The organism is Bacillus paramycoides, assembly GCF_038971285.1.
In the GTDB taxonomy this organism is placed as follows: Bacteria; Bacillota; Bacilli; order Bacillales; family Bacillaceae_G; genus Bacillus_A.
The window spans coordinates 4448367-4472360 of the sequence record NZ_CP152427.1 but is presented as its reverse complement, the minus strand read 5'-3'; the positions used below and the strand labels follow the sequence as shown (position 1 = coordinate 4472360).

Below are 23994 nucleotides of genomic sequence, written 5' to 3'. Positions count from 1 at the left end.
TGTATTATTTTTGTCAAATATTGAGATATTATGTTAGAATATAAGAGCGTAGAAAGCGCTTTAAAAAATGATTCAGGGGTCATTTCATAACTCAAGGGGGAACTAATAATGCGTATCGGTATTCCAACAGAAATTAAAAATAATGAAAACCGCGTGGCAATGACGCCAGCGGGAGCGGTACATTTAGTACAAAATGGTCATGAAGTTTTTGTTCAAAAAGGAGCAGGTTTAGGGTCTGGCTTTACAGATGAAGAATACGTACAAGCTGGTGCAAAGCTTGTTGAAACTGCTGAAGAAGCATGGAATCAAGATATGGTTATGAAGGTAAAAGAGCCAGTTGCAAGTGAATACGGCTATTTCCGTGAAGGTTTAATTTTATTCACATACTTACACTTAGCTCCAGAACCAGAATTAACGAAAGCATTAATTGATAACAAAGTTGTATCAATTGCATACGAAACAGTACAATTAGACAATCGTTCACTACCATTACTTGCACCTATGAGTGAAGTAGCTGGTCGTATGTCTGCACAAATCGGTGCACAATTCCTTGAGAAAAACAAAGGTGGTAAAGGTATTTTACTTGCAGGCGTTCCAGGGGTAAAACGCGGCAAAGTAACAATTATCGGCGGTGGTCAAGCTGGTACAAACGCAGCGAAGATCGCAGTAGGTTTAGGTGCAGATGTAACAATCATCGACTTAAGTGCAGAGCGTCTTCGTCAACTAGATGATATTTTCGGTAACCAAGTAAAAACGTTAATGTCTAATCCATACAACATTGCAGAAGCTGTAAAAGAATCTGACCTTGTAATTGGTGCGGTATTAATTCCAGGTGCAAAAGCGCCAAAACTTGTAACAGAAGAAATGATTCAATCAATGGAACCAGGTTCTGTCGTTGTAGATATCGCGATTGACCAAGGTGGTATTTTCGAAACAACTGATCGTATTACAACTCATGACAACCCAACTTACGAAAAACATGGCGTTGTTCATTATGCAGTTGCTAATATGCCAGGTGCGGTTCCACGTACATCAACTCTTGCATTAACAAACGTAACAGTACCATATGCAGTACAAATTGCGAACAAAGGCTACAAAGATGCTTGCTTAGGTAACACTGCATTACTTAAAGGTATTAACACATTAGACGGATATGTAACATTCGAAGCAGTTGCAGAAGCGCACGGCTTACAATACGCTGATGCGAAAGAGCTTCTTGAAAAAGCTCCTGCTTTATCATAATAGAAATACATGTAAGCCCCTCCTTTTGTAAGGAGGGGCTTTTGCTTGGATTAATTGTCTAGTTTCTTTACAATTTTCAATCCGAACATCATTGTAAAGAAAAGAATGCCGAATAAGTAATACAAGGCATATTCAACTCGTATCATCGAATTTTTGTCAGTGATATATAAAATAAATAGTATCACAGAACCGATTAAATGGGAGAGACCGAAAATTTGCGCCATAAGTTTTAAACTCATCTTCTCGATTCTTTCATCCATCTCAGGTAATGGGTATTTTTCGGGATCTTTCTTTTTTTCTTAAAGAATATTTGTTTCACTACGAATAGTATCGAGTCTAAGAGTATAAATATGCCAGCGAATAGAAGGATAGAACTAATTTTTTCTTCATCATTACTATTGAAATAAAGAAAAGTTGAACCTAACAATAAAATGGTAAGATGTGAAATGAACTTTTGATTAAAAGTGTTTTTCATTCTTTTTCCTCCCCAGTTTTATCTAATTGAAATAAATCTTCTACTTTACAGTTGAAAAACTCACATAATTTTAATGCTAATTCTAAACTTGGGTTGTATTTATTCTTCTCGATAGCGATGAGGGATTGTCTAGTAATTTGAACAGAGGAAGCTAATTGTTCTTGGGTGATGTCTCTAACGACGCGGAATTGTTTCACCTTATTTTTAATCAAATATACAAAGTCTCCTTTTTGTAAATTTGTTACATTTATTTTTATCCATTTTTAGGTAATGAGTAAATAAAACTTTACGTGAAATATAGCTTGTTAAAATGTTATTTTTTGTGATAATTTGGAATTAAATGAAAAAGGAAGACGGAAGAGGAGATTCAATGGGGAGCAAAAAAAGGAAGAAAAAGCAAGCTAAAAGACAAAAGTATATAAAGAAAAAACAGGAACAGAACATACCTCTTTCAAAAAAAATAGTCATTATGATAGAGAAAACATTTCGGTATATTTGTATGGCTCTGTATGTGATTTTGTGTATGTATTCATTTGGGGTGTTTTACAGTTTTGAGATAACTCCCAATATTATTGAGAGCATTTTAGAATTTACACTTGTCGTAATAGAATTAGCCTTATTCGTTATACTCTTTGCTACAGTATGGCCTAGTCATGAAAGTAAGAAAGATACGCAAAGAAAAATGAGTAAAAAATCTTCATATGCTTCAAGCTCATCAAGTGGATTCGGTGACTACAGTAGCAACGATTGTAGCAGCTCAAGTGATGGTGGAGGAGATTGCAGGGGTGGTGGAGACTAAGTTAGTTTTTCAGAAGAACGACTAATGAAAGGGTGAGACGGAATATGGAGACTGTGAATTTATTAGAATTAACGAAGGGCATTCAAGATCAACATAAAAACTTCGTCGTTTCAAATGTGAATAGTCATTGCTTACGAATCGCTGTATTTACTGGTGAATATGATTGGCACTATCATTCTAATTCGGATGAATTATTCATTGTACTAGAGGGAGAATTACTTATTGATTTTGAAGATGGAGAAACAGCGGTTTTAAAGCCGAATGATTCTATTTTAATTCCAGCGTGTACGATTCATAGAACGAGAGCATTAAAGAGAACGGTAAATCTTTGTTTTGAAAATATAGAGGCTGATACGATTAAAGTGGAGCAATTATGAAAAAATTATCTGTAGCCGAGTATAGAAAAATCCTTCCGATTTTAGAAAGTCTTACAAGAACAACGACGTTTGCTTATGCGGTATGTGATCAAATGATAGATGGTGAAGTTTTCATAAACGAGAAGTTAACAGCAGGATTAATTATTACAGCTAACGGTATCTATTATTTATTTGGTGATACAGATGATCACAATTATAACGAAGATTTATTTGCATATTTAAAAATGGCTATTGAAAAAACAGAGAAGAGATTTACATTGTTCACTTCGAGTGAAGAGTGGGAAATGATGATAGAAGAACATTTTAGTAATGTACTTCGGAACATTCCGCGAATGAAATTTCAAAGCATAACCTGTGAAGAGAAAAAACAAGATTGTAACAAAAATACATATGAAGTGAAGCGTATTGATAGAAAAGATATAGCACAAAGCAATGAGTTTACAGAGGAATATTATAAAGAATATTGGGGATCAAAAGAAACGTTTTTGAACGGTGGTTTTGGATTTTGTATAGAACAAGATGGGATGATTGTAGCTGAATGTGTTTCGATATTTAATGGGAATGGATTTGCTGAAATTGATATTGTGACGCATGAAGCATATCAAGGAAAAGGATTAGCACAAGCTGTTGCAATACGATTTATTGAACATTGCATGCAAAATGATATTATACCGTGCTGGGATTGTTATGTAGACAATATTCCTTCGCAAAATTTAGCTAGTAAATTACGTTTTTATAATCCAATAGAATATAGATTGTTTGTGCGTAAGAAAACGGGGGAATAAAAATGAATGTGGAGTTAACGAGATTCAAAGTGAAACAAGGTAAAAGTCATCGTGTAGATGAATGGATGCAGCTTCTTAATGACAATATGAAAGAAGTGCTTTTGACATTAAACGACGAGAAAATGTATGTAGAGACAATTTTCCGGGAAATAAGAGATGGAGAAGAATACTTATATTGGTATTCTGTGCAAGGAGAAGGCGGGGCTCTTGTCGAAAATTCTCATCATGAAATTGATAAAAAGCACTTGGAATTTTGGTATGAGTGTATTGATGAAGAAGCACCATCTGTTGATATGAAAACAGAAGTTGTTATGATTCAAGATGTTGTGAAGGACGCGATGAAATAATAGAATAGTATTTTTGAGAGAAGCACATCAAGGTAGGTGTGCTTTTTATTTTGAAAAAAATTTGAAGAAAAGCTGTATTTAGATATCTTTAAGTGAAAATAACGGGGGATATTAAAAAAATTTTAGGGGAAACTATAACAAGGTGAAAAACTTTAAACCAAAAGATCTACCCATATACGGTGTAGTTGTAACAGGTAAAACAGAGGATTTACAAAGTTTACAAGGAGTACAATATATTAAGGCTGCTGTTAGAGGTGTAACAGTTGAGAAATATTAATTACAGTCTATTAATGTGAATAATCAGAAAATTTATGGTATACTATGCGAAAAGGAGGTTTATATGAGGCAAATACATGGAGCAATTTATATTTACATAACAATGTTTTTCGTGGCGATATCCTATGGATTAGGGCACGTGTATTCGCATCCTATACTAACTTTTTTAAGCGGAGCATGTATGGCGTTTGCGCTTCTTGTCCACCTTTTCTCAGTTTGGATCGTGAAATTTCAATTAAATATTAGTGAAATAGAAGAAGGCACTTTCTAAGTGGCCTTCTTTTTTTAATAATATTTTCGAAGTTCTTGTAGCAATTTTTCAATTTCATATTCAGTTTCTTTACATATAGAAAGTGTGCGTAGTCTGAAAAATAAGCTACGTAAGAATGATTTTATATTTCCATATAGAAACTCGTACGGTTTAATATGTAGTGTTTGTTTTTTGACGGGTAATTGAGCTACTAATTCATGAAGGGCTAATAGGAGTACCTCTTCCTTTAGACCATTTTGTAGCATTGCGACAATCGGATAAACGAGGCGTTCGTCTTCTTCATATTTGTAGTAAATAGAATGGACAAAAACGTCAGAAAATCATAAAGGAGCAAAACTTGAAATGAAATCATCTTGTGTAAGTTGTGCCCCTTTATCTAAAGATGAACCGATAGAGGTTGTGATGAAATGGGATGATAAGTATGAGGAGAAGATGGTGTTAAATTTGAAATAGCCTAGAGTAAGGAGTTAAAAATGAATAGGCATATGAAAAACTTTATGTTTTTAAGTGTATTTTTAATCATATTATCAGCGTGTAATACAAAACAGGTAGAGCAAGTAGTAGTAAAAAAAGTACCTGAAGAAGGATATGTCATAGTAAGAAATGATACGGTATTTTTCGTCAGTGATAAAACGTTTGAAACGGAAGTAGAGTTACAAAATTATATAGAACAACAAATGAATAAAGAGTATCCATCACATATAGTTCTAAGTTTTAAGGTTAAAGATGCATATAATAAACTAAAAACAGGGGATAAAATAAAAGTATGGTCTTCTCAAACACTTGAAAGCTATCCAGCAAAAATGATTGTAGAGAAGTTTGAAATAGTAGAGAAATAGAAAAAGGCAGCAATCACGCTGCCTTTTTTATTATTTCACAAATTGTAATTCTTTCGGGAATTTCGTTAAAATTTCTGATCCGTCTTTTGTGATATAAATATCATCTTCAATACGAACGCCACCTACGTTTGGTACGTAAATACCTGGCTCGATTGTGAAGACCATACCTTCTTTTAATGGAGACTCGTTACCAGCTTTTACATCTGGATATTCGTGTACGCTAATTCCAAGTCCGTGACCAAGGCGGTGCGGGAAGAAGTCGCCGTAACCTGCATCTGCGATAACAGAACGAGCAGCGTTGTCAATTGCGCCAAGTGTAACACCTGGTTTACATGCTTCAACTGCTTGTAGTTGTCCAGCAAGTACAGTGTTATAAATACGAGTTTGTTCTTCAGAAATGTCACCGAATGCTACTGTACGTGTAATGTCAGAGCAATAACCATCAATGATTACGCCTAAATCAAATAGTACGAAATCGCCGCGTTTCATTTTGTTTGCACCTGGAATACCGTGTGGAAGAGCAGAGTTTGCACCTGCTAATACCATCGTATCAAATGACATTTTATGTATACCTTTTGTTTTTAATTCGTGTTCGATAATTGCTAATACTTCTAGCTCGCTACGATCTTCTTTAATTGCATTTACACCAACTTCAACAGCATAGTCCGCCATTTTAGCTGCTTCGCGTAAAATAGAAAGTTCTTTTTCATCTTTAATTAAACGAAGTTCACGAACTTTTTCTTCAGCTGATTTGAAAGATGTATTTGGGAATAGTTTTGTTAATTCTTCGTAGCGCTCTACGTTTAAATGTTCTTTTTCAATCGCAACTGCGTTTGCATTGATGCCGCGGTCTTTAATTGCTTTTGCAATCATATCCCATGGTCTGTCAGTATCGGTAAACCCAATAATTTCATGTGCCCAGCCAGCGTTACGTGCTTGACCTTCTTCCATTTTAGGACAAATTAAAATAGGTTCTTTTTCTTGGAATACAAACATACCAAGAAGTCTTTCGTGTGGTTCACAGTGGAAGTTTGTCATGTAAAAGACGTTTGGTGTAGAAGTTAAGAACGCAGCTTCTACGTTTTTTTCTTTTAGCCATTGCATTAAATTTTCTAATCTAGCATTCATCGATTGGCACCCCCGAGATATTTAATTACAAATATAACTTTACATCGTAGGAAAGCGTTATGACAAGTAAATCGATGTTAGAAAAGACAGGGAATTGAAAAATCATGTAGAATAAAAAGTGAGAATGTGAATAGGGGAGGAATGTAGTAATGAAAGTATCTTATCATGGGCATTCAGTTGTAAAGATTGAAACGAATGGAAAAGTGATTTTAATTGATCCGTTTTTAACGGGAAATCCGAAAACAGATTTAAAGGCTGAAGATGTAAAAGTAGATGCGATTCTTTTATCGCATGGACATGGCGATCATGTTGGAGATACAGTAGAGCTTGCGAAGAAAAATAATGCAGTTGTTGTGGCACCATTTGAACTAGCGACATTTTTAAGTTGGCAGGGTGTAAATACACATCCGATGCATATTGGCGGTTCGCATGAATTTGACTTCGGAAAAGTGAAGTTTACACAAGCATTCCACGGTTCTAGTTATATTGATGAAGAAAATAAGACGATTACATATACAGGTATGCCAGCGGGTATTTTATTTACAGCAGAAGAGAAAACTGTGTACCATGCAGGAGATACTGCTCTATTCTCTGATATGAAATTAATTGGGGAATTAAATAACATTGATGTAGCATTTTTACCAATTGGTGATAACTTCACAATGGGACCAGAAGATGCTGTTTTAGCAGCAAAATGGATTCAGGCGAAAACTGTTGTGCCGATGCATTACAATACGTTCCCGGTAATTGAACAAGATCCATATCAATTTGTAGAAAAGCTACAAAATTGTACAGGGAAAGTATTAGAAGCTGGAGAAAGTATTACACTATAGAAAAGAAACCCTTCATTTGAAAAAGACAAGTGAAGGGTTTTTTACGTGTGTAGGACAGCTTTTAAAGGTTGTACTTGTTTTGATGATTCTTTTCTTTTTGGAAGTGGCTGTTCAGGTGTTTCATTCAATTCTATTGCAACTTTTTTCCCGTCTACGAAAGCTAAAAATACAGCACCTACAACTTCTAATAATTTTTTCATCATGTATTCGCTCCTTTGTTTCATTTCTTGTCTTCATTGTATATGGAAGCGGCTGGACAAACTATCGAACGAGATGACAATACCATTACATTGTTGTAATGGTAGAAGTGGGGTAATGTAAGGCGTATTTTGTTATAAAAAAAATAGTACAGATATACAAAGAGAGAGTGTAACAGTTTTGAAAATATAGTATACTGAAAATACAACACATGAAGAATTTAGGGAAAAGAAAGTATGGTGAAACCATTTGGCTACCAAGCATAACCAAATTTTAGAACATATTAATAGCCTGCCAGTAGGCCATAAAATTTCTGTAAGGCAAATTGCGAAAGATTTGAGTGTAAGTGAAGGGACAGCTTACCGTGCAATTAAAGATGCAGAAAATAAAGGATATGTTAGTACGATTGAACGTGTCGGAACAATTCGAATTGAACAAAAGAAGAAAGAGAATATTGAAAAGCTGACATACGCAGAAGTCGTTAACATTGTCGATGGTCAAGTACTTGGAGGCAGAGAAGGACTACATAAAACGTTAAATAAATTCGTAATCGGGGCAATGAAATTAGAAGCGATGATGCGCTATACAGAAGCTGGCAACTTACTTATTATCGGTAACCGTACGAACGCACATCAATTAGCGCTAGAAGCCGGAGCTGCGGTGTTAATTACGGGTGGATTTGATACGGAAGATCATGTGAAGAAATTAGCAGATGAATTAAAACTGCCGATTATTTCAAGTAGTTACGATACATTTACAGTTGCAACGTTAATTAACCGTGCGATTTACGATCAGCTTATTAAGAAAGAAATTGTACTCGTTGAAGATATTTTAACGCCAATTGAAGAGACACTATATTTAAAACCAAATGATACAGTGCAGCAATGGCATGCGTATAACGAAGAGACGATGCACGGAAGATATCCAATTGTTGATGAAAATAAAAAGGTATTAGGTATTGTAACTTCTAAGGATATGATTGGTGTAGCGAAAGAAACACCAATTGATAAAGTAATGACAAAGCATCCAATTACGGTAAATGGAAAAATGTCTGTCGCAGCTGCGGCTCGTATGATGGTGTGGGAAGGTATTGAGTTACTTCCTGTTGTTGATGAAGGAAATAAACTGCAAGGTATTATCAGCCGTCAAGATGTACTTCAGGCGTTGCAAATGATTCAGCGTCAACCACAAGTTGGGGAAACAATTGATGATATTGTTACGAATCAATTCATGACGCCGAAAGAAGCGAAAAATGAACATTTATATCAATTTTCAGTGACGCCACAAATGACGAATTCAATCGGAACGTTATCTTACGGTGTATTCGCAACAATTGTGACGGAAGCAACGAATCGCGTTATTCGTGCGCAAAAGAAGAGTGATTTAATTGTTGAGAACTTAACAATTTATTTCGTAAAACCAGTTCAAATTGACAATGTTGTATCGGTTCATCCGAAAGTATTAGAAATTGGACGTAAATTTGGTAAAGTTGATGTAGAAGTACATCATGAGGGTAATGTTGTTGGAAAAGCACTACTTATGGTGCAGTTGATCGATAAATAAAAAGATGGAGCAAGCCGCTTTGGTTTGTTCCATTTTTTTTAACGCTATAGTAGGGAGTTTTAAAATTTAGTTAGCAACTGAATCTATCACGTTCTGTTTCATATTTATAAGTAGGGGCACGCAATCATTTAAAGATGCTTGAACAATAATTGTGGAGGTGTCGAATGGGAGTAATAGTTCTCTTTTTAGGGGTAGTATTTGCAATAACTTTTCATGTGTTAACACATAGAAGAATGGGTGCAAATAAAAAGAAATTGTATGTAATAAGTTTGATTTTCGCTATTATTTGTTCCTTTATCCCTACAACTGGAGGAAATAATAGCGATTTTCTTTACTTCGGTATACCAGCAGAAAATTTCATTTATTATGGCGGATGGGAAATTTCGTTTCATCCATTAGGTTTTCTTTTTAACTTTATTTTGTTTTATTTGGTTTTGAATGTATTATTTAAGCTACGTAAGAGTTCGGATAGAGAAGTGAAAAAATAGAAGGGTATGTATTTCAGAACCAGCCATTCGACTTGGGACTGCTTCAAGAATCTTTTATATGGCTGGAAAGATACCATTAAGGCTGGATATTGAACCTATTAGAAAAGATCCTGGTGCTTTTATTCGGCGATATATTCAGTATGCTGAAAAAGAGTTATGTGGAGAAACAGTTATATAAATAAAAGACAGAATAGTAATTCATTTAGGTTGTATATTATGTTATGATTATATTGTAAGAAAATGGATTTCTGGAAGGTGGTATGCATTATGTCATCAACAGTACTCTTTTTTGGTAGTATCGCACTATTTTACTTTCTTGTGATGATACCGATTCAATATTTATACTTACAAGGTTTACATGAAAAAAAGAAAAAAACAGGATTATCTCAGCGAGAGCTATATGAAAAAATGTCTTTTGGGGAAGAACAATTACACCTTCATGTGCAAGGCAACCCATTCAATATCCCTTCTGCATTTGTTGCATATATGATTTTAAGAGTTAGAGGACGTAAAAAAGCATCACAATATTGATGCTTTTTTTATGTTGCTTCATAAGATTCAGCCTCTTCAACTGCTAATGGTAAGAAATGTTTATATTGGCGAAATCCATTAAATACACTTGCACTACCAAATAGAACAAATAAAACACCAACGATAATACGAGCGGTTGAAAGTTCTAAAAAGAATTGGTTTATCCCGAAGAATAAGACGAATGAACCGAGTGCCATTGCGGATTTTCCAGAGAGCCAACCTTTCTCCATTGGGCGGTTTGTACGAAAGTATTTTGTTTTGTAGAAGAGATACAACATAAATGAGACGATAATACAGAAGACTAATACTGGCATAATGCACACTCCCATCTTTTTATGAAAAATAATAGTGGGGAAAAGGAAATATCTAAACTTTCTAACTTTTATTATAAAGCAATTGTTCGCATGTATGAAATACTTTCCGTTATAATGAAAGATAAAGTGAAGAAGATGAGTAAAAAGGAGATTATACATATGCATGAGCAAATTTTAGGAGCCATTAAAGAGTTTGATACAATTATTATTCACCGTCATGTGCGTCCAGATCCAGATGCGTTAGGTTCACAGGGCGGTCTTGGTACAATTCTACAAGAATCGTTTCCAGAGAAAAATATTTATACGGTTGGGTATAATGAACCGTCACTAGCATATTTACGAGTAATGGATGATATTGAAGATAGTGTATATGAAAATGCACTTGTTATCGTATGTGATACTGCGAACCAAGAACGTGTTGACGATCAACGCTATGCAAAAGGGAAGATGTTAATTAAAATTGACCATCATCCGAATGAAGATCCATACGGAGATATTACGTGGGTAGATACGACAGCAAGTTCTACAAGTGAAATGATTTATGAGTTTTACACATATGGAAAAGATAAAGGGTTACAGATAACAAAAGAAGCAGCTCGTCTTATTTTAGCGGGGATTGTTGGGGATACAGGTCGTTTCTTATTCCCGAATACAACAGCGAAAACACTTCGTTACGTAAGTGAGCTTGTTGATATGGATGTGAAGTTTACAGATTTATACAACGAAATGTATAAGACGAAAGAAAAGATTGCCCGTTTAAACGGTTATATTTTACAAAACTTTACGATGGTAGAAGAAGGAGCAGCTTACATTAAATTAACGAAAGAAGTATTAGAAAAGTTTGATGTACTTCCTTCTGAGGCATCCGGCGTTGTTGGAGCACTTGGTAATATTGATGGATTAAAGGCGTGGGTTCTATTTTTAGAGGAAGACGATGTGATTCGTGTTCGTCTTCGCTCAAAAGGACCAGTAATAAATAAATTAGCAATGCAATATAATGGCGGGGGGCATCCGATGGCTTCAGGTGCAAAAGCATCTTCTTGGGAAGAAGCGGATCGTCTTTTTGCTGATTTACGTGAGCTGTGTAGATAAGAGATTATATAGTAGAACGAAAAGAAGGAGCGGCGCTAAAGCCCTCCTTCTTTATTTTTCTTTCTCTATCGTAATGCTAATTTCAAGCACTGTATCAAAAGATATCGTATCGACTTTGAAACGGTATAGCCGATCGTAATGTTTGTATGTTTTGTTTTCGATTACCTTTTTGAGTAGGTCTTTATTTTTTGCTATACTTTGAATGTTTTTCGTTAAAAGATGTTGGAGGTCATTATGGATAGACGTAGTCATATTTTCAAGTGTAAGGTTGTCTAAATCGTATTTTTCTCGATTTATAAGTTTTATTTTAATCTCTTGAATGGTTAAGAGCCGTTTATTTTCAGTATTCAATTTTTCTTGATCTTCGAGAAGGACGTGGAGCTTTGCTTCTTGTTTTTCTATAATTTCTCTTTGTTCTGCTATTTTACTAGCTTGTTCTTCTTGAAAAACACCGTATATGTACAAAAAGATAAACCAGCTCAACACGCCTCCAACAGCAGCACCAGCTAAAACTAAATACCATCTTTTTGCTGTATTGGCACTTGGTACTCTCATACATGTTCCTGCGTTAGCCATTTAATAATAGTAAGACCCGTTTGCATACCACCCGTTGCGAAAAAAATAAGGAGAATTTGTTTTACGATATCTTTCATATCTCCGCCAAAGAAACTTCTTTCAAAGCTATAAAAAGTATCAAATGTTCCGCCAATCGCTGCAACGAGTGCCCAAATCCTTAAATTTTGGGCGAATTGATTAATGTAAGTTAGAGTTGGTTTTCCGATAAGAAATGCACCAAATCCACCAATTAATGAACCACCAAGTATAACCCCAAAGGCAATAAAATAACTAATAATAAGCAGAGAGAAAAAAGTGTGTTCTCTTACATCCATCGTCATTCTCCTTTCTTCTTCATATATATGGACAAAGTATAAGAAGTATGTTTTGATTTCCGCTTTCCTCTTCACCTATAATAAAAGTAGTCAAATAGGTAAAGAGAGGGTACAACAGTGAAGTTTGTGCATTTACAATGTCAAACCGTTTTTAGTTTATTAAAAAGTGCTTGTAAAATTGATGAGCTTGTAGTCAGGGCGAAAGAGCTTGGTTTTTCATCACTTGCTATTACGGATGAAAATGTTATGTATGGCGTTATTCCGTTTTATAAAGCGTGTAAGAAACAGGGCATACATCCTATCATCGGCTTAACAGCTTCTATTTTTAGTGAAGAAGAAGAAAAATCTTATCCGCTTGTTTTACTTGCGGAAAATGAAATAGGGTATCAAAATTTATTAAAGATTTCTAGTAGCATTATGACGAAGTCAAAAGAAGGTATTCCGAAAAAGTGGCTTGCCCATTATGCGAAAGGATTAATTGCCATTTCACCAGGTAAAGATGGGGAAATTGAACAATTATTATTAGAAGACAAAGAGAGTCAAGCTGAAGAAGTAGCTCGTATGTATCAAAGCATGTTTGGCAATTTTTATATGAGTTTACAGCATCATGCGATTCAAGATGAACTGCTTCTGCAAGAAAAATTACCTGAATTTATGAGTAGGATAAATGTTCCCGTCGTTGCAACAAACGATGTACGCTACATTAATCAAAGTGACGCACTCGTTCATGAATGCTTATTATCTGTTGAAAGTGGAACGAAAATGACGGATCCAGATAGGCCGAGGCTGAAAACAGATCAATATTATTTAAAATCATCAGATGAAATGGAAGCATTATTTTCTCACGTAGAAGAAGCGATTTATAACACAGTAGCAATTGCAGAACGTTGCAAGGTAGAAATACCGTTTCATGTAAATCAATTACCGAAATTCCCTGTTCCAGCCAATGAGACGAATGATATGTATTTACGCCGCGTTTGTGAAGAAGGGTTGCAGAAACGTTATGGTACGCCGAAAGAAGTACATATAAAGCGTTTGAATCATGAATTAAACGTTATTTCTAGTATGGGGTTTAGTGATTATTTCCTAATCGTCTGGGATTTTATGAAATATGCGCATGAAAATCATATTTTAACAGGGCCAGGACGTGGGTCCGCGGCTGGCTCACTCGTTTCTTACGTATTAGAAATTACAGATATTGATCCAATTGAATACGATCTATTATTTGAAAGATTTTTGAACCCTGAACGTGTGACGCTTCCAGATATTGATATTGATTTTCCGGATATAAGACGCGATGAGATGATTCGATATGTGAAAGATAAATATGGTCAGCTTCGTGTTGCTCAAATTGTAACGTTCGGAACGCTTGCAGCGAAAGCGGCAATTAGAGATATTGCGCGTGTAATGGGGCTTCCGCCGCGAGATATTGACATATTCTCAAAACTTATCCCATCAAAGCTCGGTATAACGTTAAAAGATGCATATGAGGAATCGCAATCACTCCGTGAGTTTATACAAGGAAACCTTCTGCATGAGCGTGTGTTTGAAATTGCAAAGCGTGTAGAAGGCTTACCGCGTCATACGTCTATTCATGCAGCTGGCGTTATTATGAGCCAAGAGCCGTTAACCGGAAGTGTTGCAATTCAAGAAGGGCATAACGATGTGTATGTTACGCAATACCCAGCTGATGTATTAGAAGAGCTTGGGTTGCTCAAGATGGACTTTTTAGGATTACGTAATTTAACGTTACTTGAAAATATTATAAAGTTTATTGTGAAAAAGACGGGGACACAAATCGATATAAGAAATTTACCACTTCAAGATGAAAAGACGTTTCAATTGTTAGGTAGAGGGGATACAACAGGTGTATTCCAGCTTGAATCAGGTGGTATGCGAAATGTACTTCGCGGGTTAAAACCGAATGAATTTGAAGATATTGTCGCTGTTAACTCGTTATATAGACCAGGACCGATGGAACAAATTCCGACCTTTATTGAATCAAAGCACGGAAAAAGAAAAATTGAATATTTACATCCAGACTTAAAGCCCATTCTAGAAAGAACATACGGTGTGATTGTATACCAAGAACAAATTATGCAAATTGCTTCGAAGTTAGCGGGATTCTCGCTTGGAGAAGCAGATTTATTACGCCGTGCAGTGAGTAAAAAAAATCGTGATATTTTAGATCAGGAACGTAAGCATTTTGTACAAGGCTGTTTACAAAATGGTTATGACGAGACATCTGCTGAGAAAATTTACGATTTAATTGTAAGATTTGCGAATTACGGTTTTAACCGAAGTCACGCGGTAGCCTACAGTATGATTGGATATCAGCTTGCCTACTTAAAAGCGAATTATACGCTGGAATTTATGACGGCACTATTATCGAGTGCAATTGGAAATGAAGATAAGATTGTGCAGTATATACGAGAAACGAAGCGAAAAGGTTTTCATGTTTTGCCGCCATCTCTTCAGAAAAGTGGTTATAATTTCCAAATAGAAGGCGATGCGATACGTTACAGTCTACTTTCCATTCGAAACATCGGAATGGCTACAGTGACAGCATTACTCGAAGAACGAGAGAAAAAAATGTTTGAAGATTTATTTGAATTTTGCCTTCGCATGCCATCAAAATTTGTGACAGAGCGAAATTTAGAGGCATTCGTCTGGTCTGGATGTTTTGACGATTTTGGTGTTTCGAGAACGAATTTGTGGAAAAGCCTTAAAGGAGCGGTAGAATACGCAAATCTTGCACGTGATTTAGGAGATGCTGTCCCAAAATCAAAATACGTACAAGGAGAAGAGCTTTCTTTTATTGAACAGTTAAATAAAGAAAAGGAAGCACTAGGTTTTTATTTATCGAGCTATCCGACAGCACAGTATGTGAAGTTAGCGAAAGAATTAGAAATTCCATCTCTCGCCCAGGCGATGCGGCATAAGAAAAAGGTACAAAGAGCTATCGTGTATATAACAAGTGTAAGAGTGATTCGTACGAAAAAGTTGCAGAAGATGGCGTTTATTACATTTTGTGATCAAAATGATGAAATGGAAGCAGTTCTTTTCCCCGAGACGTATATACATTTCTCAGATAGGTTACAAGAAGGAGCAATTGTTTTAGTTGATGGCATGATTGAGCTTAGAAATCATAAGTTGCAATGGATAGTAAATGGGCTATATCCGTTAGAAGAAATGGATGTGTATGAAGAAAAGAAAGACGCATCAGTTTACGTGAAATTGCCGTCTCAGTATGAGAAAAAGCTGTTAAATCAGGTTACTAAAATATTGTTTGACTATTCGGGTTTTGCGAAAGTACTAATTTATTATGAAAAGGAACATAAAATGGTACAATTATCTCGGAGTTTATCGATCCATCCAAGTGAAGAATGTTTAGGAGCACTTCGTGAAATTGTCGGGGAAGAAAATGTAGTTGTGAAAATATAATGGACAATTTCCCTATACTTCGATTATTATAGTAGTAGTGTTCGTGGTCAGACCACTTGGAGAAATTGATATCAGCAAGAATAATTTGAGGAGAGTGGATAGTTTGTCAACACTTCGTGAAGAAGCACTTCACATGCATAAAGTGCATCAAGGAAAATTAGAAACTGTATCAAAAGTAAAAGTAGAAAATGCAAAAGATTTAAGTCTTGCATATTCTCCAGGGGTTGCAGAACCTTGTAAGGAAATTTATGACGATAAAAGTAAGGTATATGAATATACGATGAAGGGAAATATGGTAGCAGTTGTGACTGATGGAACGGCTGTACTTGGTCTTGGTAACATTGGACCTGAAGCATCTCTTCCAGTAATGGAAGGTAAAGCTGTATTATTCAAGAGCTTTGCTGGTGTAGATGCATTCCCAATTGCCTTAAATACAAACGATGTAGATAAAATTGTTGAAACTGTAAAATTAATGGAGCCAACTTTTGGCGGCGTTAACTTAGAGGATATCGCAGCACCAAACTGCTTCATTATTGAAGAACGTTTGAAAAAAGAAACAAATATTCCTATCTTCCATGATGATCAACACGGGACAGCTATCGTAACAGTAGCAGGTCTTGTGAACGCGTTAAAACTAGTTGGAAAGAAAATGTCTGACATTAAAGTTGTCGCAAATGGCGCAGGTGCAGCAGGTATTGCAATCATTAAACTTTTATATCGCTATGGTGTACGCGACATTATTATGTGTGACCGTAAAGGGGCAATCTATGAAGGTCGTCCTACAGGTATGAATCCGGTGAAGGATGAAGTTGCAAAATATACAAATAAGAATCGTATCGAAGGTTCTTTAGCTGATGTTATACAAGGTGCGGACGTATTCATTGGTGTATCTGCAGAAGGTGCATTAACAGAAGAGATGGTTCGTACAATGAATGACGATGCAATTATTTTTGCAATGGCGAATCCAGTTCCAGAAATTATGCCAGAATTGGCAAAAGCAGCGGGCGCAGCTGTTGTTGGAACAGGTCGTTCTGACTTCGCAAACCAAGTAAATAATGTACTAGCGTTCCCTGGTATTTTCCGCGGTGCACTTGACGTACATGCGACACAAATTAACGAAGAAATGAAGATGGCAGCTGTACAGGCTATTGCTGAGCTTGTAGCAGAAGATGAGTTAAATGCAGACTATATCATTCCAGCACCGTTTGACGCGCGTGTAGCGCCTCAAGTAGCAGCTTACGTTGCGAAAGCTGCAATGGAGACAGGAGTAGCTCGCCGTCAAGTAGATCCAAATGAAGTTGCTGAGAAAACAAAACAATTAGCGCTGATTGGTAAAGAATAAGCGAGGAATTTCCATTGACATCATCAAATACAAAAGTATATCTCGAAATTGTAAAGAAAATCCGTTCCATTATGGAAGAAGATGGATTGGTAGCGGGGGATCGTTTGCCGTCTGAGCGTGAGTTAAGTTCACGTTTAAATGTAGGGCGTTCCTCTGTAAGAGAGGCATTGCGTGCTTTAGAACTAGTAGGATTAATTGAAACGAGACGTGGTGAAGGGACGTTTATTCGAAACTTTTACGATAACGGTCTTGTACAATTAATTGCTCCGTTCTTGCTGCAAGATGAGAAAACAATTCGTGATTTATTACAAACGAAACGATTGCTTGAGAAAGATATGATTCGAATTGTATGTAATTTACCGAAAGAAACGTTTTCTAAAGTGCTAAGCAAATTACATCAAGTGCTTGAAGAAAATGAAAACTCAATTCCAATGCTTCATCAAACGTTCTTTAAAACACTTATTGAACAAGTCGATAATTATTTACTATATCGTATTTGGATGATCGTAAATGATTACGTAGCAACTCTTTCTTGTAAAGTTTCAGGAGATTCTATCGATATGTATAGAAAGCTTTACGCTACTTTGGAAGAAAAACAAGAAAATGATGCACTAAAAATTTACGATGAATTAGTAGAGAATATACAGTTTCACTCGTAATGTATAAAATTTGTCGAAATGACCATGACACGTTATGACAAACATTCTATCGCGTAGCGGTTAAAGTTAAACGTAAAGAGTGAGGTTATTAGACAGATTGAGAAGATAAGGCTAACATCAAACTTTGGTGTTAGCCCAATTTTCTTCTTACGCTAACCTTAGCTCTCAACGAAGGGGGTCAAATTGTGCTAAGAGATTTATTCGTGAAAAAGAAAAAGTACGCTGCAATACCTTCAGAACAAGTACGAAAAGACGTACCAGATGGCGTTATGACAAAATGTCCGAAATGTAAAAAAATCATGTATACGAAAGAGCTTCTAAAAAATTTAAAAGTATGTGTGAATTGTGGATATCATCATCCTATGAATGCATGGGAACGTCTTGATAGTATATTGGACGAGGGGTCATTCCGTGAGTATGACAAAGAAATGGTTTCATTAAATCCACTCGAGTTTCCAGGGTATGAAGAGAAACTAGAGAGCGATCGTAAGAAGACTGAATTGAACGAAGCGGTTGTAACTGGTGAAGGAACAATTGATGACATGCTTGTTGTTGTTGCAGTAATGGATTCTCGTTTTCGAATGGGGAGCATGGGCTCTGTTGTAGGAGAAAAAATTGCCCGTGCGGTTGAAAAGGCATACGACTTACAAGTTCCATTTATTATCTTTACTGCTTCGGGTGGTGCCCGTATGCAAGAAGGGATATTAAGTTTAATGCAAATGGCAAAAACAAGCGTAGCTTTGAAAAAGCATAGTAATGCAGGAGGATTATTTATTTCTGTTATGACTCATCCGACGACGGGCGGGGTTTCAGCGAGTTTCGCTTCACTTGGTGATTATAATCTTGCAGAACCAGGGGCACTGATCGGATTTGCTGGTAGACGTGTAATTGAACAAACTGTGCGTGAGAAACTACCGGAAGATTTCCAAACGGCAGAATTCTTACTAGAACATGGTCAATTAGATGCGGTGGTACATCGTGATGATATGAGAGAATCGCTTCGCAAGATTTTAGAAGTTCATCAAGGAGGGGGAATGGCTGTATGGCAGAGCTAGAATTTGAGAAACCAGTTGTTGAGCTAAGAAATAAGATTCGTGAACTGAAAGACTATACGAAAAACAGCCAGATGGACTTCAGTGAGGAGATTCGTATTTTGGAAGACAAGCTAGAAAATTTAGAGGAAGATATATACGGCAATATGAAAGTATGGGACCGTGTTCAAATTGCTCGTCATGCGGAACGACCGACAACGCTCGATTATATTGAGCACTTATTTACTGATTTTTTTGAATGTCATGGAGATCGTCTATTTGGCGATGATGCAGCGATTGTCGGCGGCATTGCGAAGTATAAAGGGATGCCTGTAACTGTAATTGGGCATCAACGCGGAAAAGATACAAAAGAAAATATTCGCCGTAATTTTGGAATGCCTCATCCAGAAGGATATCGAAAAGCATTACGTTTAATGAAGCAGGCGGAGAAGTTCAATCGTCCCATTATTTGTTTTATTGATACGAAAGGAGCTTATCCTGGTAAAGCTGCTGAAGAACGTGGTCAAAGTGAAGCTATCGCCCGCAATTTATTTGAAATGGCAGGCTTAACAGTACCTGTTATTTGTATCGTTATCGGCGAAGGTGGTAGTGGTGGCGCGCTAGGTCTTGGAGTAGGGGATTACATTCATATGCTAGAAAATTCCACTTATTCTGTTATTACACCAGAGGGTGCAGCGGCAATTCTTTGGAAAGATGCAGGAAAAGCGAAGGAAGCTGCAGAAGCGATGAGAATTACAGCAGCAGATTTGAAAGAATTAGGTGTAATTGACGAAATTATTCCAGAGACAAAAGGTGGAGCGCACCGCAATATTTTGAAACAGTCAGAAAATATAGATTTAATGCTTGGAAAAACTTTTGAACAATTAAACGGAATTTCGAAAGATGAATTAATCGAAAAACGTTATGAAAAATATATGAAAATTGGGCAAGTTTCGTTTTCAAACGCTTCCATTTGGATAAAATAAGAAAAGCGTGCGTTCCACTTCGCGAATGCACGTTTTTATTATGAAAAGACACATCTTCTCCATTGTATTTTTATATTTTTTCGTGTTATTTTATTATAAGGCAAATAATCTTTATGAGGTGAGTACAAATGAAACGTATTGGTGTATTAACAAGTGGTGGAGATTCACCTGGTATGAATGCTGCCATTCGTGCAGTTGTTCGTAAAGCGATTTTCCATGATATTGAAGTATATGGTATTTACCATGGATACGCTGGATTAATTTCTGGTCATATTGAAAAATTAGAACTTGGTTCTGTTGGCGATATTATCCACCGCGGTGGTACAAAATTATATACAGCAAGATGTCCTGAGTTTAAAGACCCAGAAGTACGACTAAAAGGTATCGAGCAATTAAAGAAACACGGTATCGAAGGACTTGTTGTTATTGGTGGAGATGGTTCTTACCAAGGCGCTAAAAAATTAACTGAACAAGGATTCCCATGTGTTGGTGTACCAGGTACAATCGACAATGATATCCCTGGAACAGACTTCACAATTGGTTTCGATACAGCTTTAAACACTGTTATTGATGCAATTGATAAAATTCGTGACACAGCTACATCTCATGAACGTACATATGTTATCGAAGTAATGGGACGTCACGCTGGTGATATCGCATTATGGGCTGGTTTAGCTGATGGTGCGGAAACAATCTTAATTCCAGAAGAAGAGTATGACATGGAAGATGTTATCGCTCGTCTGAAGCGTGGTAGTGAACGTGGTAAAAAACACAGTATTATCGTTGTAGCTGAAGGTGTTGGAAGTGCAATTGACATCGGTAAGCACATTGAAGAAGCAACAAACTTTGATACTCGCGTAACTGTATTAGGTCACGTACAACGTGGTGGATCACCAAGTGCACAAGACCGTGTATTAGCAAGCCGTCTTGGTGCAAGAGCAGTTGAATTGTTAATTGCTGGTCAAGGTGGACGTTGTGTAGGTATTCAAGATAACAAACTTGTTGATCATGATATTATCGAAGCGTTAGCTCAAAAGCATACAATCGATAAAGATATGTATCAATTATCTAAAGAATTATCCATCTAATCGGCGTAATGTCGGATATTTGGGAACGGTTTCATAATTTTCGGAGGTGCAATATGCGTAAAACTAAAATTGTATGTACTATAGGTCCTGCTAGTGAAAGTATTGAAAAATTAGAGCAATTAATCGAAGCAGGTATGAACGTTGCTCGTTTAAACTTCTCTCATGGTAGCCATGAAGAGCACGGTGCTCGTATTAAAAACATTCGTGAAGCTTCAAAGAAAACTGGTAAAACAGTTGGTATCTTACTTGATACAAAAGGTCCAGAAATCCGTACTCACGACTTCGTAGACGGACAAGCTGAGCTTGTAACAGGTGCAGAAGTAGTTCTTTCTACTGAGCAAGTATTAGGTACTGCAGAGAAGTTCTCTGTATCTTATGCTGGTCTTTATGATGATGTAGACCCAGGTTCTCGTATTCTAATCGATGACGGTCTTATCGAACTAGAAGTAATCGAAAAAGCTGACGGAAACATCCGTACAAAAGTTCTTAACAGCGGAACTGTAAAAAATAAAAAAGGTGTTAACGTACCAAACGTAAGCATTAAGCTTCCTGGTATCACTGAAAAAGACGTAAAAGATATCATCTTCGGTATCGAGCAAAAAGTTGATTTCATCGCAGCTTCATTCGTACGTAAAGCAGCTGACGTATTAGAAATCCGTGAATTATTAGAAGAGCATAACGCTCAATATATCCAAATCGTACCAAAAATCGAAAACCAAGAGGGTATCGACAACATCGATTCAATCTTAGAAGTTTCTGACGGTTTAATGGTAGCTCGTGGTGATATGGGTGTAGAAATTCCACCAGAAGAAGTACCATTAGTACAAAAACGTCTAATCAAAAAATGTAACGTGTTAGGTAAACCAGTTATTACTGCGACACAAATGTTAGATTCTATGCAACGTAACCCACGTCCAACTCGTGCGGAAGCAAGTGACGTAGCTAATGCAATCTTCGATGGTACAGATGCAATCATGCTTTCAGGTGAAACAGCTGCTGGACAATACCCAGTAGAAGCAGTAACAATGATGGCTAACATTGCTGTACGTGTTGAAAAATCATTACAATACGAAGATATGTTCAAAAAACGTATTAAAGAGTTCACTCCAACAATTACAGATGCAATTAGCCAATCTGTTGCACATACAGCACTTGCTCTTGATGTAGCTGCAATCGTAGCTCCAACAGAAAGTGGATATACTGCGAAAATGATCTCTAAATATCGTCCAAAATCTCCAATCGTAGCTGTAACATCTGACGAGCAAGTAGGACGTCGTCTTGCACTTGTTTGGGGTGTACAAGCATTTATGGCTGAGAAGCGTGCAGCTTCAACTGACGAAATGTTAGATACAGCAATTCAAACAGGTATGGATGCAGGTCTAATCGGACTTGGAGACACTGTAGTAATCACTGCTGGCGTTCCAGTTGCTGAAACTGGTACAACAAACTTAATGAAAATCCACGTTGTTGGTGAAGAAGTTGCTAAAGGACAAGGAATCGGTCGTAAAGCTGCAAAAGGTAAAGTAGTTGTAGCAAAAACAGCTGCTGAAGCTGTAGCGAACGTAAACGAAGGTGATATCCTTGTTACAACAAGCACTGATAAAGATATGATTCCTGCAATCGAAAAAGCTGCTGCTCTAGTTGTAGAAGAAGGCGGTTTAACAAGCCATGCTGCTGTTGTAGGTGTATCAATCGGTATTCCTGTTATCGTTGGTGTAAACGGCGTAACAGCAACTTTAAAAAATGGCCAAGAAGTAACAGTTGATGCAGCACGCGGAATTGTTTATAATGGACATGCGGAAGTGCTATAAGTAATACGGAGAGAAGGATCGGAGTCCTTCTCTTTTTTTTACACAAAAATGCGGTAAAACTAGCCTGAAACGTCTGAAATTGCTTTTAAAAGCTGTTTATTATGAAGTTTGATAAGAAAAAGTGCATTCGGCTTTTATATGGTGTATATGGACGTTGTGAGGGCATTTAAAGTGATGGTATGTGAGAGGGGTGTAGAACTATGAAGTGGTTACTATTCTTGTTTATATTAATACCAGCGATTGAGATTACAGTCTTAATTGGATCGAGTCATGTAATAGGTTTATGGTCTACGTTCGCTATGATTATATTTACGGGTGTTGTAGGTGTGTACTTGGCGAAAAGGCAAGGGTTTAAAGTGCTTGGAGAGATTCAATCTAAGCTGAATAGAGGAGAAATGCCAGGAGGAGCGGTTCTAGATGGTATTTTTATCTTTATAGGAGGCGTTCTTTTAGTACTTCCTGGATATGTAACGGATATAATAGGTTTGATCTTTGTTATCCCTATGACGAGGGGGTTATTGAAACCGCTTGTTATGAAGTGGATAGAATGGAAGTTTAGAAAGAATTCTACTATTATTGTGCAGAAATAGTGCTTAGATTATAGCGATCTAAGCACTATTTTTTTGTCTGTAAAAGGATGAGAGGGATGGTTAAAGGTCCGTTAATTAAAATTTAGTGATTGTGCAGATGAAATTCTTAAAGGTTAAAGTTTTATCCCGCTTTAATGGGCAGTAAGACCCCCACCTCAAAATTCAGCGAAAGCAAAGAAGTTAGGAGGGGGATCAACTGCCCATAAAAGTCCGATTGGTTCAACTAATAATCAGTGGGGATGAAGAAAACCCCCACTGATTAAAGTTTCACTTTATTTGCTGTATATTTTTCGATTGGATCTGTGATTTGAGGAGTTAGTAGTTTTTAATGAGTCTGTTTTAGAATAATTCCTTTGAACTGAAGTTTGATTTGTGTATAAAAAGAATGAATTGATGTGGAAATGTTAAAAGTGATTGGTGAAATACTTAGTTTAAGTCTAATTCTATGTGATTTTGTATATTTATTCATTTACATAAAAAGTAATAAATGTAAGTAATAATTATAAAAACAATAGAATAAATATGTAAAAACACCTCGAAATATACGATTTTTATGCAAAAAACAAGAGAATTATCCTGTTTTTAGGGCAATTCT

Annotated in this window: 26 protein-coding genes and 4 pseudogenes; 22 read left to right on the top strand and 8 right to left on the bottom strand. The window is 36.5% G+C overall.

The features are described from left to right. Positions 1–108: 108 nt before the first annotated feature. A complete protein-coding gene (ald, locus tag AAG068_RS23155) occupies positions 109–1242 on the top strand; it encodes an alanine dehydrogenase (RefSeq protein ID WP_001219405.1) in 1134 nt (377 codons plus the stop codon). A gap of 50 nt (positions 1243–1292) precedes the next feature. Here ald and AAG068_RS23150 read toward each other — a convergent pair. Together AAG068_RS23150 and AAG068_RS23145 are read right to left on the bottom strand one after the other, a co-directional pair. After that, positions 1293–1717 (bottom strand): annotated as a pseudogene (locus tag AAG068_RS23150) (hypothetical protein). After that, the gene (locus AAG068_RS23145) at positions 1714–1929 is read right to left on the bottom strand and encodes a helix-turn-helix transcriptional regulator (RefSeq protein ID WP_000594567.1); all 216 of its coding nucleotides are present in this window, start codon (positions 1927–1929) and stop codon (positions 1714–1716) included. Before AAG068_RS23145 ends, AAG068_RS23150 begins: the two are co-directional and overlap by 4 nt. 158 nt (positions 1930–2087) lie before the next feature. Between AAG068_RS23145 and AAG068_RS23140 the strand changes: the two genes are divergently transcribed. The 6 genes and pseudogenes from AAG068_RS23140 to AAG068_RS23115 all read left to right on the top strand — a co-directional run bounded on the left by AAG068_RS23140 (position 2088) and on the right by AAG068_RS23115 (position 4572). After that, on the top strand, positions 2088–2516 hold the full coding sequence (locus AAG068_RS23140) for a hypothetical protein (protein ID WP_342715954.1): 429 nt from the start codon (positions 2088–2090) through the stop codon (positions 2514–2516). Positions 2517–2560: 44 nt separating this feature from the next. Next, positions 2561–2893: a cupin domain-containing protein gene (locus AAG068_RS23135; protein ID WP_264462116.1), complete on the top strand. Its 333-nt coding sequence runs from the start codon at positions 2561–2563 to the stop codon at positions 2891–2893. After that, a complete protein-coding gene (locus AAG068_RS23130; protein ID WP_342715953.1) occupies positions 2890–3678 on the top strand; it encodes a GNAT family N-acetyltransferase in 789 nt (262 codons plus the stop codon). Before AAG068_RS23135 ends, AAG068_RS23130 begins: the two co-directional genes overlap by 4 nt. 2 nt (positions 3679–3680) lie before the next feature. Continuing rightward, positions 3681–4025, top strand: coding sequence for a DUF6176 family protein (locus AAG068_RS23125; protein ID WP_078417770.1), 345 nt, complete (start codon positions 3681–3683; stop codon positions 4023–4025). An 85-nt stretch (positions 4026–4110) separates the two neighbouring features. Next, positions 4111–4302 (top strand): annotated as a pseudogene (locus tag AAG068_RS23120) (anti sigma factor C-terminal domain-containing protein); the annotation flags it as partial. A gap of 63 nt (positions 4303–4365) precedes the next feature. Beyond that, entirely contained in the window at positions 4366–4572 is a 207-nt protein-coding gene (locus AAG068_RS23115; RefSeq protein ID WP_001248905.1) for a hypothetical protein, read from the top strand. A 14-nt stretch (positions 4573–4586) separates the two neighbouring features. Here AAG068_RS23115 and AAG068_RS23110 read toward each other — a convergent pair. After that, positions 4587–4883: pseudogene (locus AAG068_RS23110) on the bottom strand (DUF2785 domain-containing protein); the annotation flags it as partial. Positions 4884–5045: 162 nt separating this feature from the next. Between AAG068_RS23110 and AAG068_RS23105 the strand changes: the two are divergent. Then, positions 5046–5411: a DUF3221 domain-containing protein gene (locus AAG068_RS23105; protein ID WP_342715952.1), complete on the top strand. Its 366-nt coding sequence runs from the start codon at positions 5046–5048 to the stop codon at positions 5409–5411. Between the two features lie 30 nt (positions 5412–5441). Here the strand turns inward: AAG068_RS23105 and pepQ are convergent, their stop codons facing one another. Further along, positions 5442–6539, bottom strand: coding sequence for a Xaa-Pro dipeptidase (pepQ, locus tag AAG068_RS23100; RefSeq protein WP_342715951.1), 1098 nt, complete (start codon positions 6537–6539; stop codon positions 5442–5444). 149 nt (positions 6540–6688) lie between these two features. Between pepQ and AAG068_RS23095 the strand changes: the two genes are divergently transcribed. Further along, positions 6689–7372, top strand: coding sequence for a metal-dependent hydrolase (locus tag AAG068_RS23095; RefSeq protein ID WP_097832120.1), 684 nt, complete (start codon positions 6689–6691; stop codon positions 7370–7372). Between the two features lie 41 nt (positions 7373–7413). Here AAG068_RS23095 and AAG068_RS23090 read toward each other — a convergent pair whose 3' ends face one another. Then, entirely contained in the window at positions 7414–7575 is a 162-nt protein-coding gene (locus AAG068_RS23090; protein ID WP_342715950.1) for a hypothetical protein, read from the bottom strand. Between the two features lie 244 nt (positions 7576–7819). Here AAG068_RS23090 and AAG068_RS23085 point away from each other — a divergent pair, with 244 nt between their 5' ends. The 4 genes and pseudogenes from AAG068_RS23085 (at position 7820) to AAG068_RS23070 (ending at position 10152) form a co-directional block, all read left to right on the top strand. Beyond that, positions 7820–9133: a CBS domain-containing protein gene (locus AAG068_RS23085; RefSeq protein WP_098545481.1), complete on the top strand. Its 1314-nt coding sequence runs from the start codon at positions 7820–7822 to the stop codon at positions 9131–9133. A 164-nt stretch (positions 9134–9297) separates the two neighbouring features. Then, on the top strand, positions 9298–9621 hold the full coding sequence (locus tag AAG068_RS23080) for a hypothetical protein (protein ID WP_342715949.1): 324 nt from the start codon (positions 9298–9300) through the stop codon (positions 9619–9621). 10 nt (positions 9622–9631) lie between these two features. Continuing rightward, positions 9632–9799, top strand: a pseudogene (locus AAG068_RS23075) (phosphotransferase enzyme family protein); the annotation flags it as partial. 89 nt (positions 9800–9888) lie between these two features. Continuing rightward, positions 9889–10152 (top strand): DUF3949 domain-containing protein, encoded by a 264-nt coding sequence (locus tag AAG068_RS23070; protein WP_342715948.1) that lies wholly within the window; start codon positions 9889–9891, stop codon positions 10150–10152. A gap of 8 nt (positions 10153–10160) precedes the next feature. Here the strand turns inward: AAG068_RS23070 and AAG068_RS23065 are convergent, their stop codons facing one another. Beyond that, a complete protein-coding gene (locus AAG068_RS23065) occupies positions 10161–10466 on the bottom strand; it encodes a YtpI family protein (protein WP_098668042.1) in 306 nt (101 codons plus the stop codon). Positions 10467–10625: 159 nt separating this feature from the next. On the opposite strand from AAG068_RS23065, the gene AAG068_RS23060 reads away from it, so the two are divergent. Beyond that, entirely contained in the window at positions 10626–11558 is a 933-nt protein-coding gene (locus tag AAG068_RS23060) for a DHH family phosphoesterase (protein ID WP_342715947.1), read from the top strand. 51 nt (positions 11559–11609) lie between these two features. On the opposite strand, the gene ytrI is transcribed toward AAG068_RS23060, so the two are convergent. Next, the gene (gene ytrI / locus AAG068_RS23055; RefSeq protein WP_001265736.1) at positions 11610–12113 is read right to left on the bottom strand and encodes a sporulation membrane protein YtrI; all 504 of its coding nucleotides are present in this window, start codon (positions 12111–12113) and stop codon (positions 11610–11612) included. After that, a complete protein-coding gene (locus tag AAG068_RS23050; RefSeq protein WP_116746256.1) occupies positions 12110–12523 on the bottom strand; it encodes a YtrH family sporulation protein in 414 nt (137 codons plus the stop codon). The genes ytrI and AAG068_RS23050 overlap by 4 nt, the downstream gene beginning before the upstream one ends. Before the next feature lie 42 nt (positions 12524–12565). Between AAG068_RS23050 and dnaE the strand changes: the two genes are divergently transcribed. The 8 genes from dnaE to AAG068_RS23010 all read left to right on the top strand — a co-directional run bounded on the left by dnaE (position 12566) and on the right by AAG068_RS23010 (position 23399). After that, the gene (dnaE, locus tag AAG068_RS23045) at positions 12566–15892 is read left to right on the top strand and encodes a DNA polymerase III subunit alpha (protein ID WP_342715946.1); all 3327 of its coding nucleotides are present in this window, start codon (positions 12566–12568) and stop codon (positions 15890–15892) included. Between the two features lie 133 nt (positions 15893–16025). After that, positions 16026–17234 (top strand): NAD(P)-dependent malic enzyme, encoded by a 1209-nt coding sequence (locus tag AAG068_RS23040; protein ID WP_342719804.1) that lies wholly within the window; start codon positions 16026–16028, stop codon positions 17232–17234. Between the two features lie 14 nt (positions 17235–17248). Continuing rightward, positions 17249–17893, top strand: a complete 645-nt coding sequence (locus AAG068_RS23035) for a FadR/GntR family transcriptional regulator (RefSeq protein WP_098668045.1) — start codon at positions 17249–17251, stop codon at positions 17891–17893. A 185-nt stretch (positions 17894–18078) separates the two neighbouring features. Continuing rightward, positions 18079–18948 (top strand): acetyl-CoA carboxylase, carboxyltransferase subunit beta, encoded by an 870-nt coding sequence (gene accD / locus AAG068_RS23030; protein ID WP_098668046.1) that lies wholly within the window; start codon positions 18079–18081, stop codon positions 18946–18948. Further along, positions 18936–19910, top strand: a complete 975-nt coding sequence (accA, locus tag AAG068_RS23025; RefSeq protein WP_000818797.1) for an acetyl-CoA carboxylase carboxyl transferase subunit alpha — start codon at positions 18936–18938, stop codon at positions 19908–19910. The genes accD and accA overlap by 13 nt, the downstream gene beginning before the upstream one ends. 128 nt (positions 19911–20038) lie before the next feature. After that, entirely contained in the window at positions 20039–20998 is a 960-nt protein-coding gene (gene pfkA / locus AAG068_RS23020) for a 6-phosphofructokinase (RefSeq protein ID WP_087957151.1), read from the top strand. Positions 20999–21051: 53 nt separating this feature from the next. After that, the gene (pyk, locus tag AAG068_RS23015) at positions 21052–22809 is read left to right on the top strand and encodes a pyruvate kinase (RefSeq protein WP_001232664.1); all 1758 of its coding nucleotides are present in this window, start codon (positions 21052–21054) and stop codon (positions 22807–22809) included. 200 nt (positions 22810–23009) lie between these two features. Then, complete coding sequence (locus tag AAG068_RS23010) at positions 23010–23399, top strand: FxsA family protein (RefSeq protein ID WP_342715944.1); 390 nt, start codon at positions 23010–23012, stop codon at positions 23397–23399. The last annotated feature ends 595 nt before the right edge of the window (positions 23400–23994 follow it).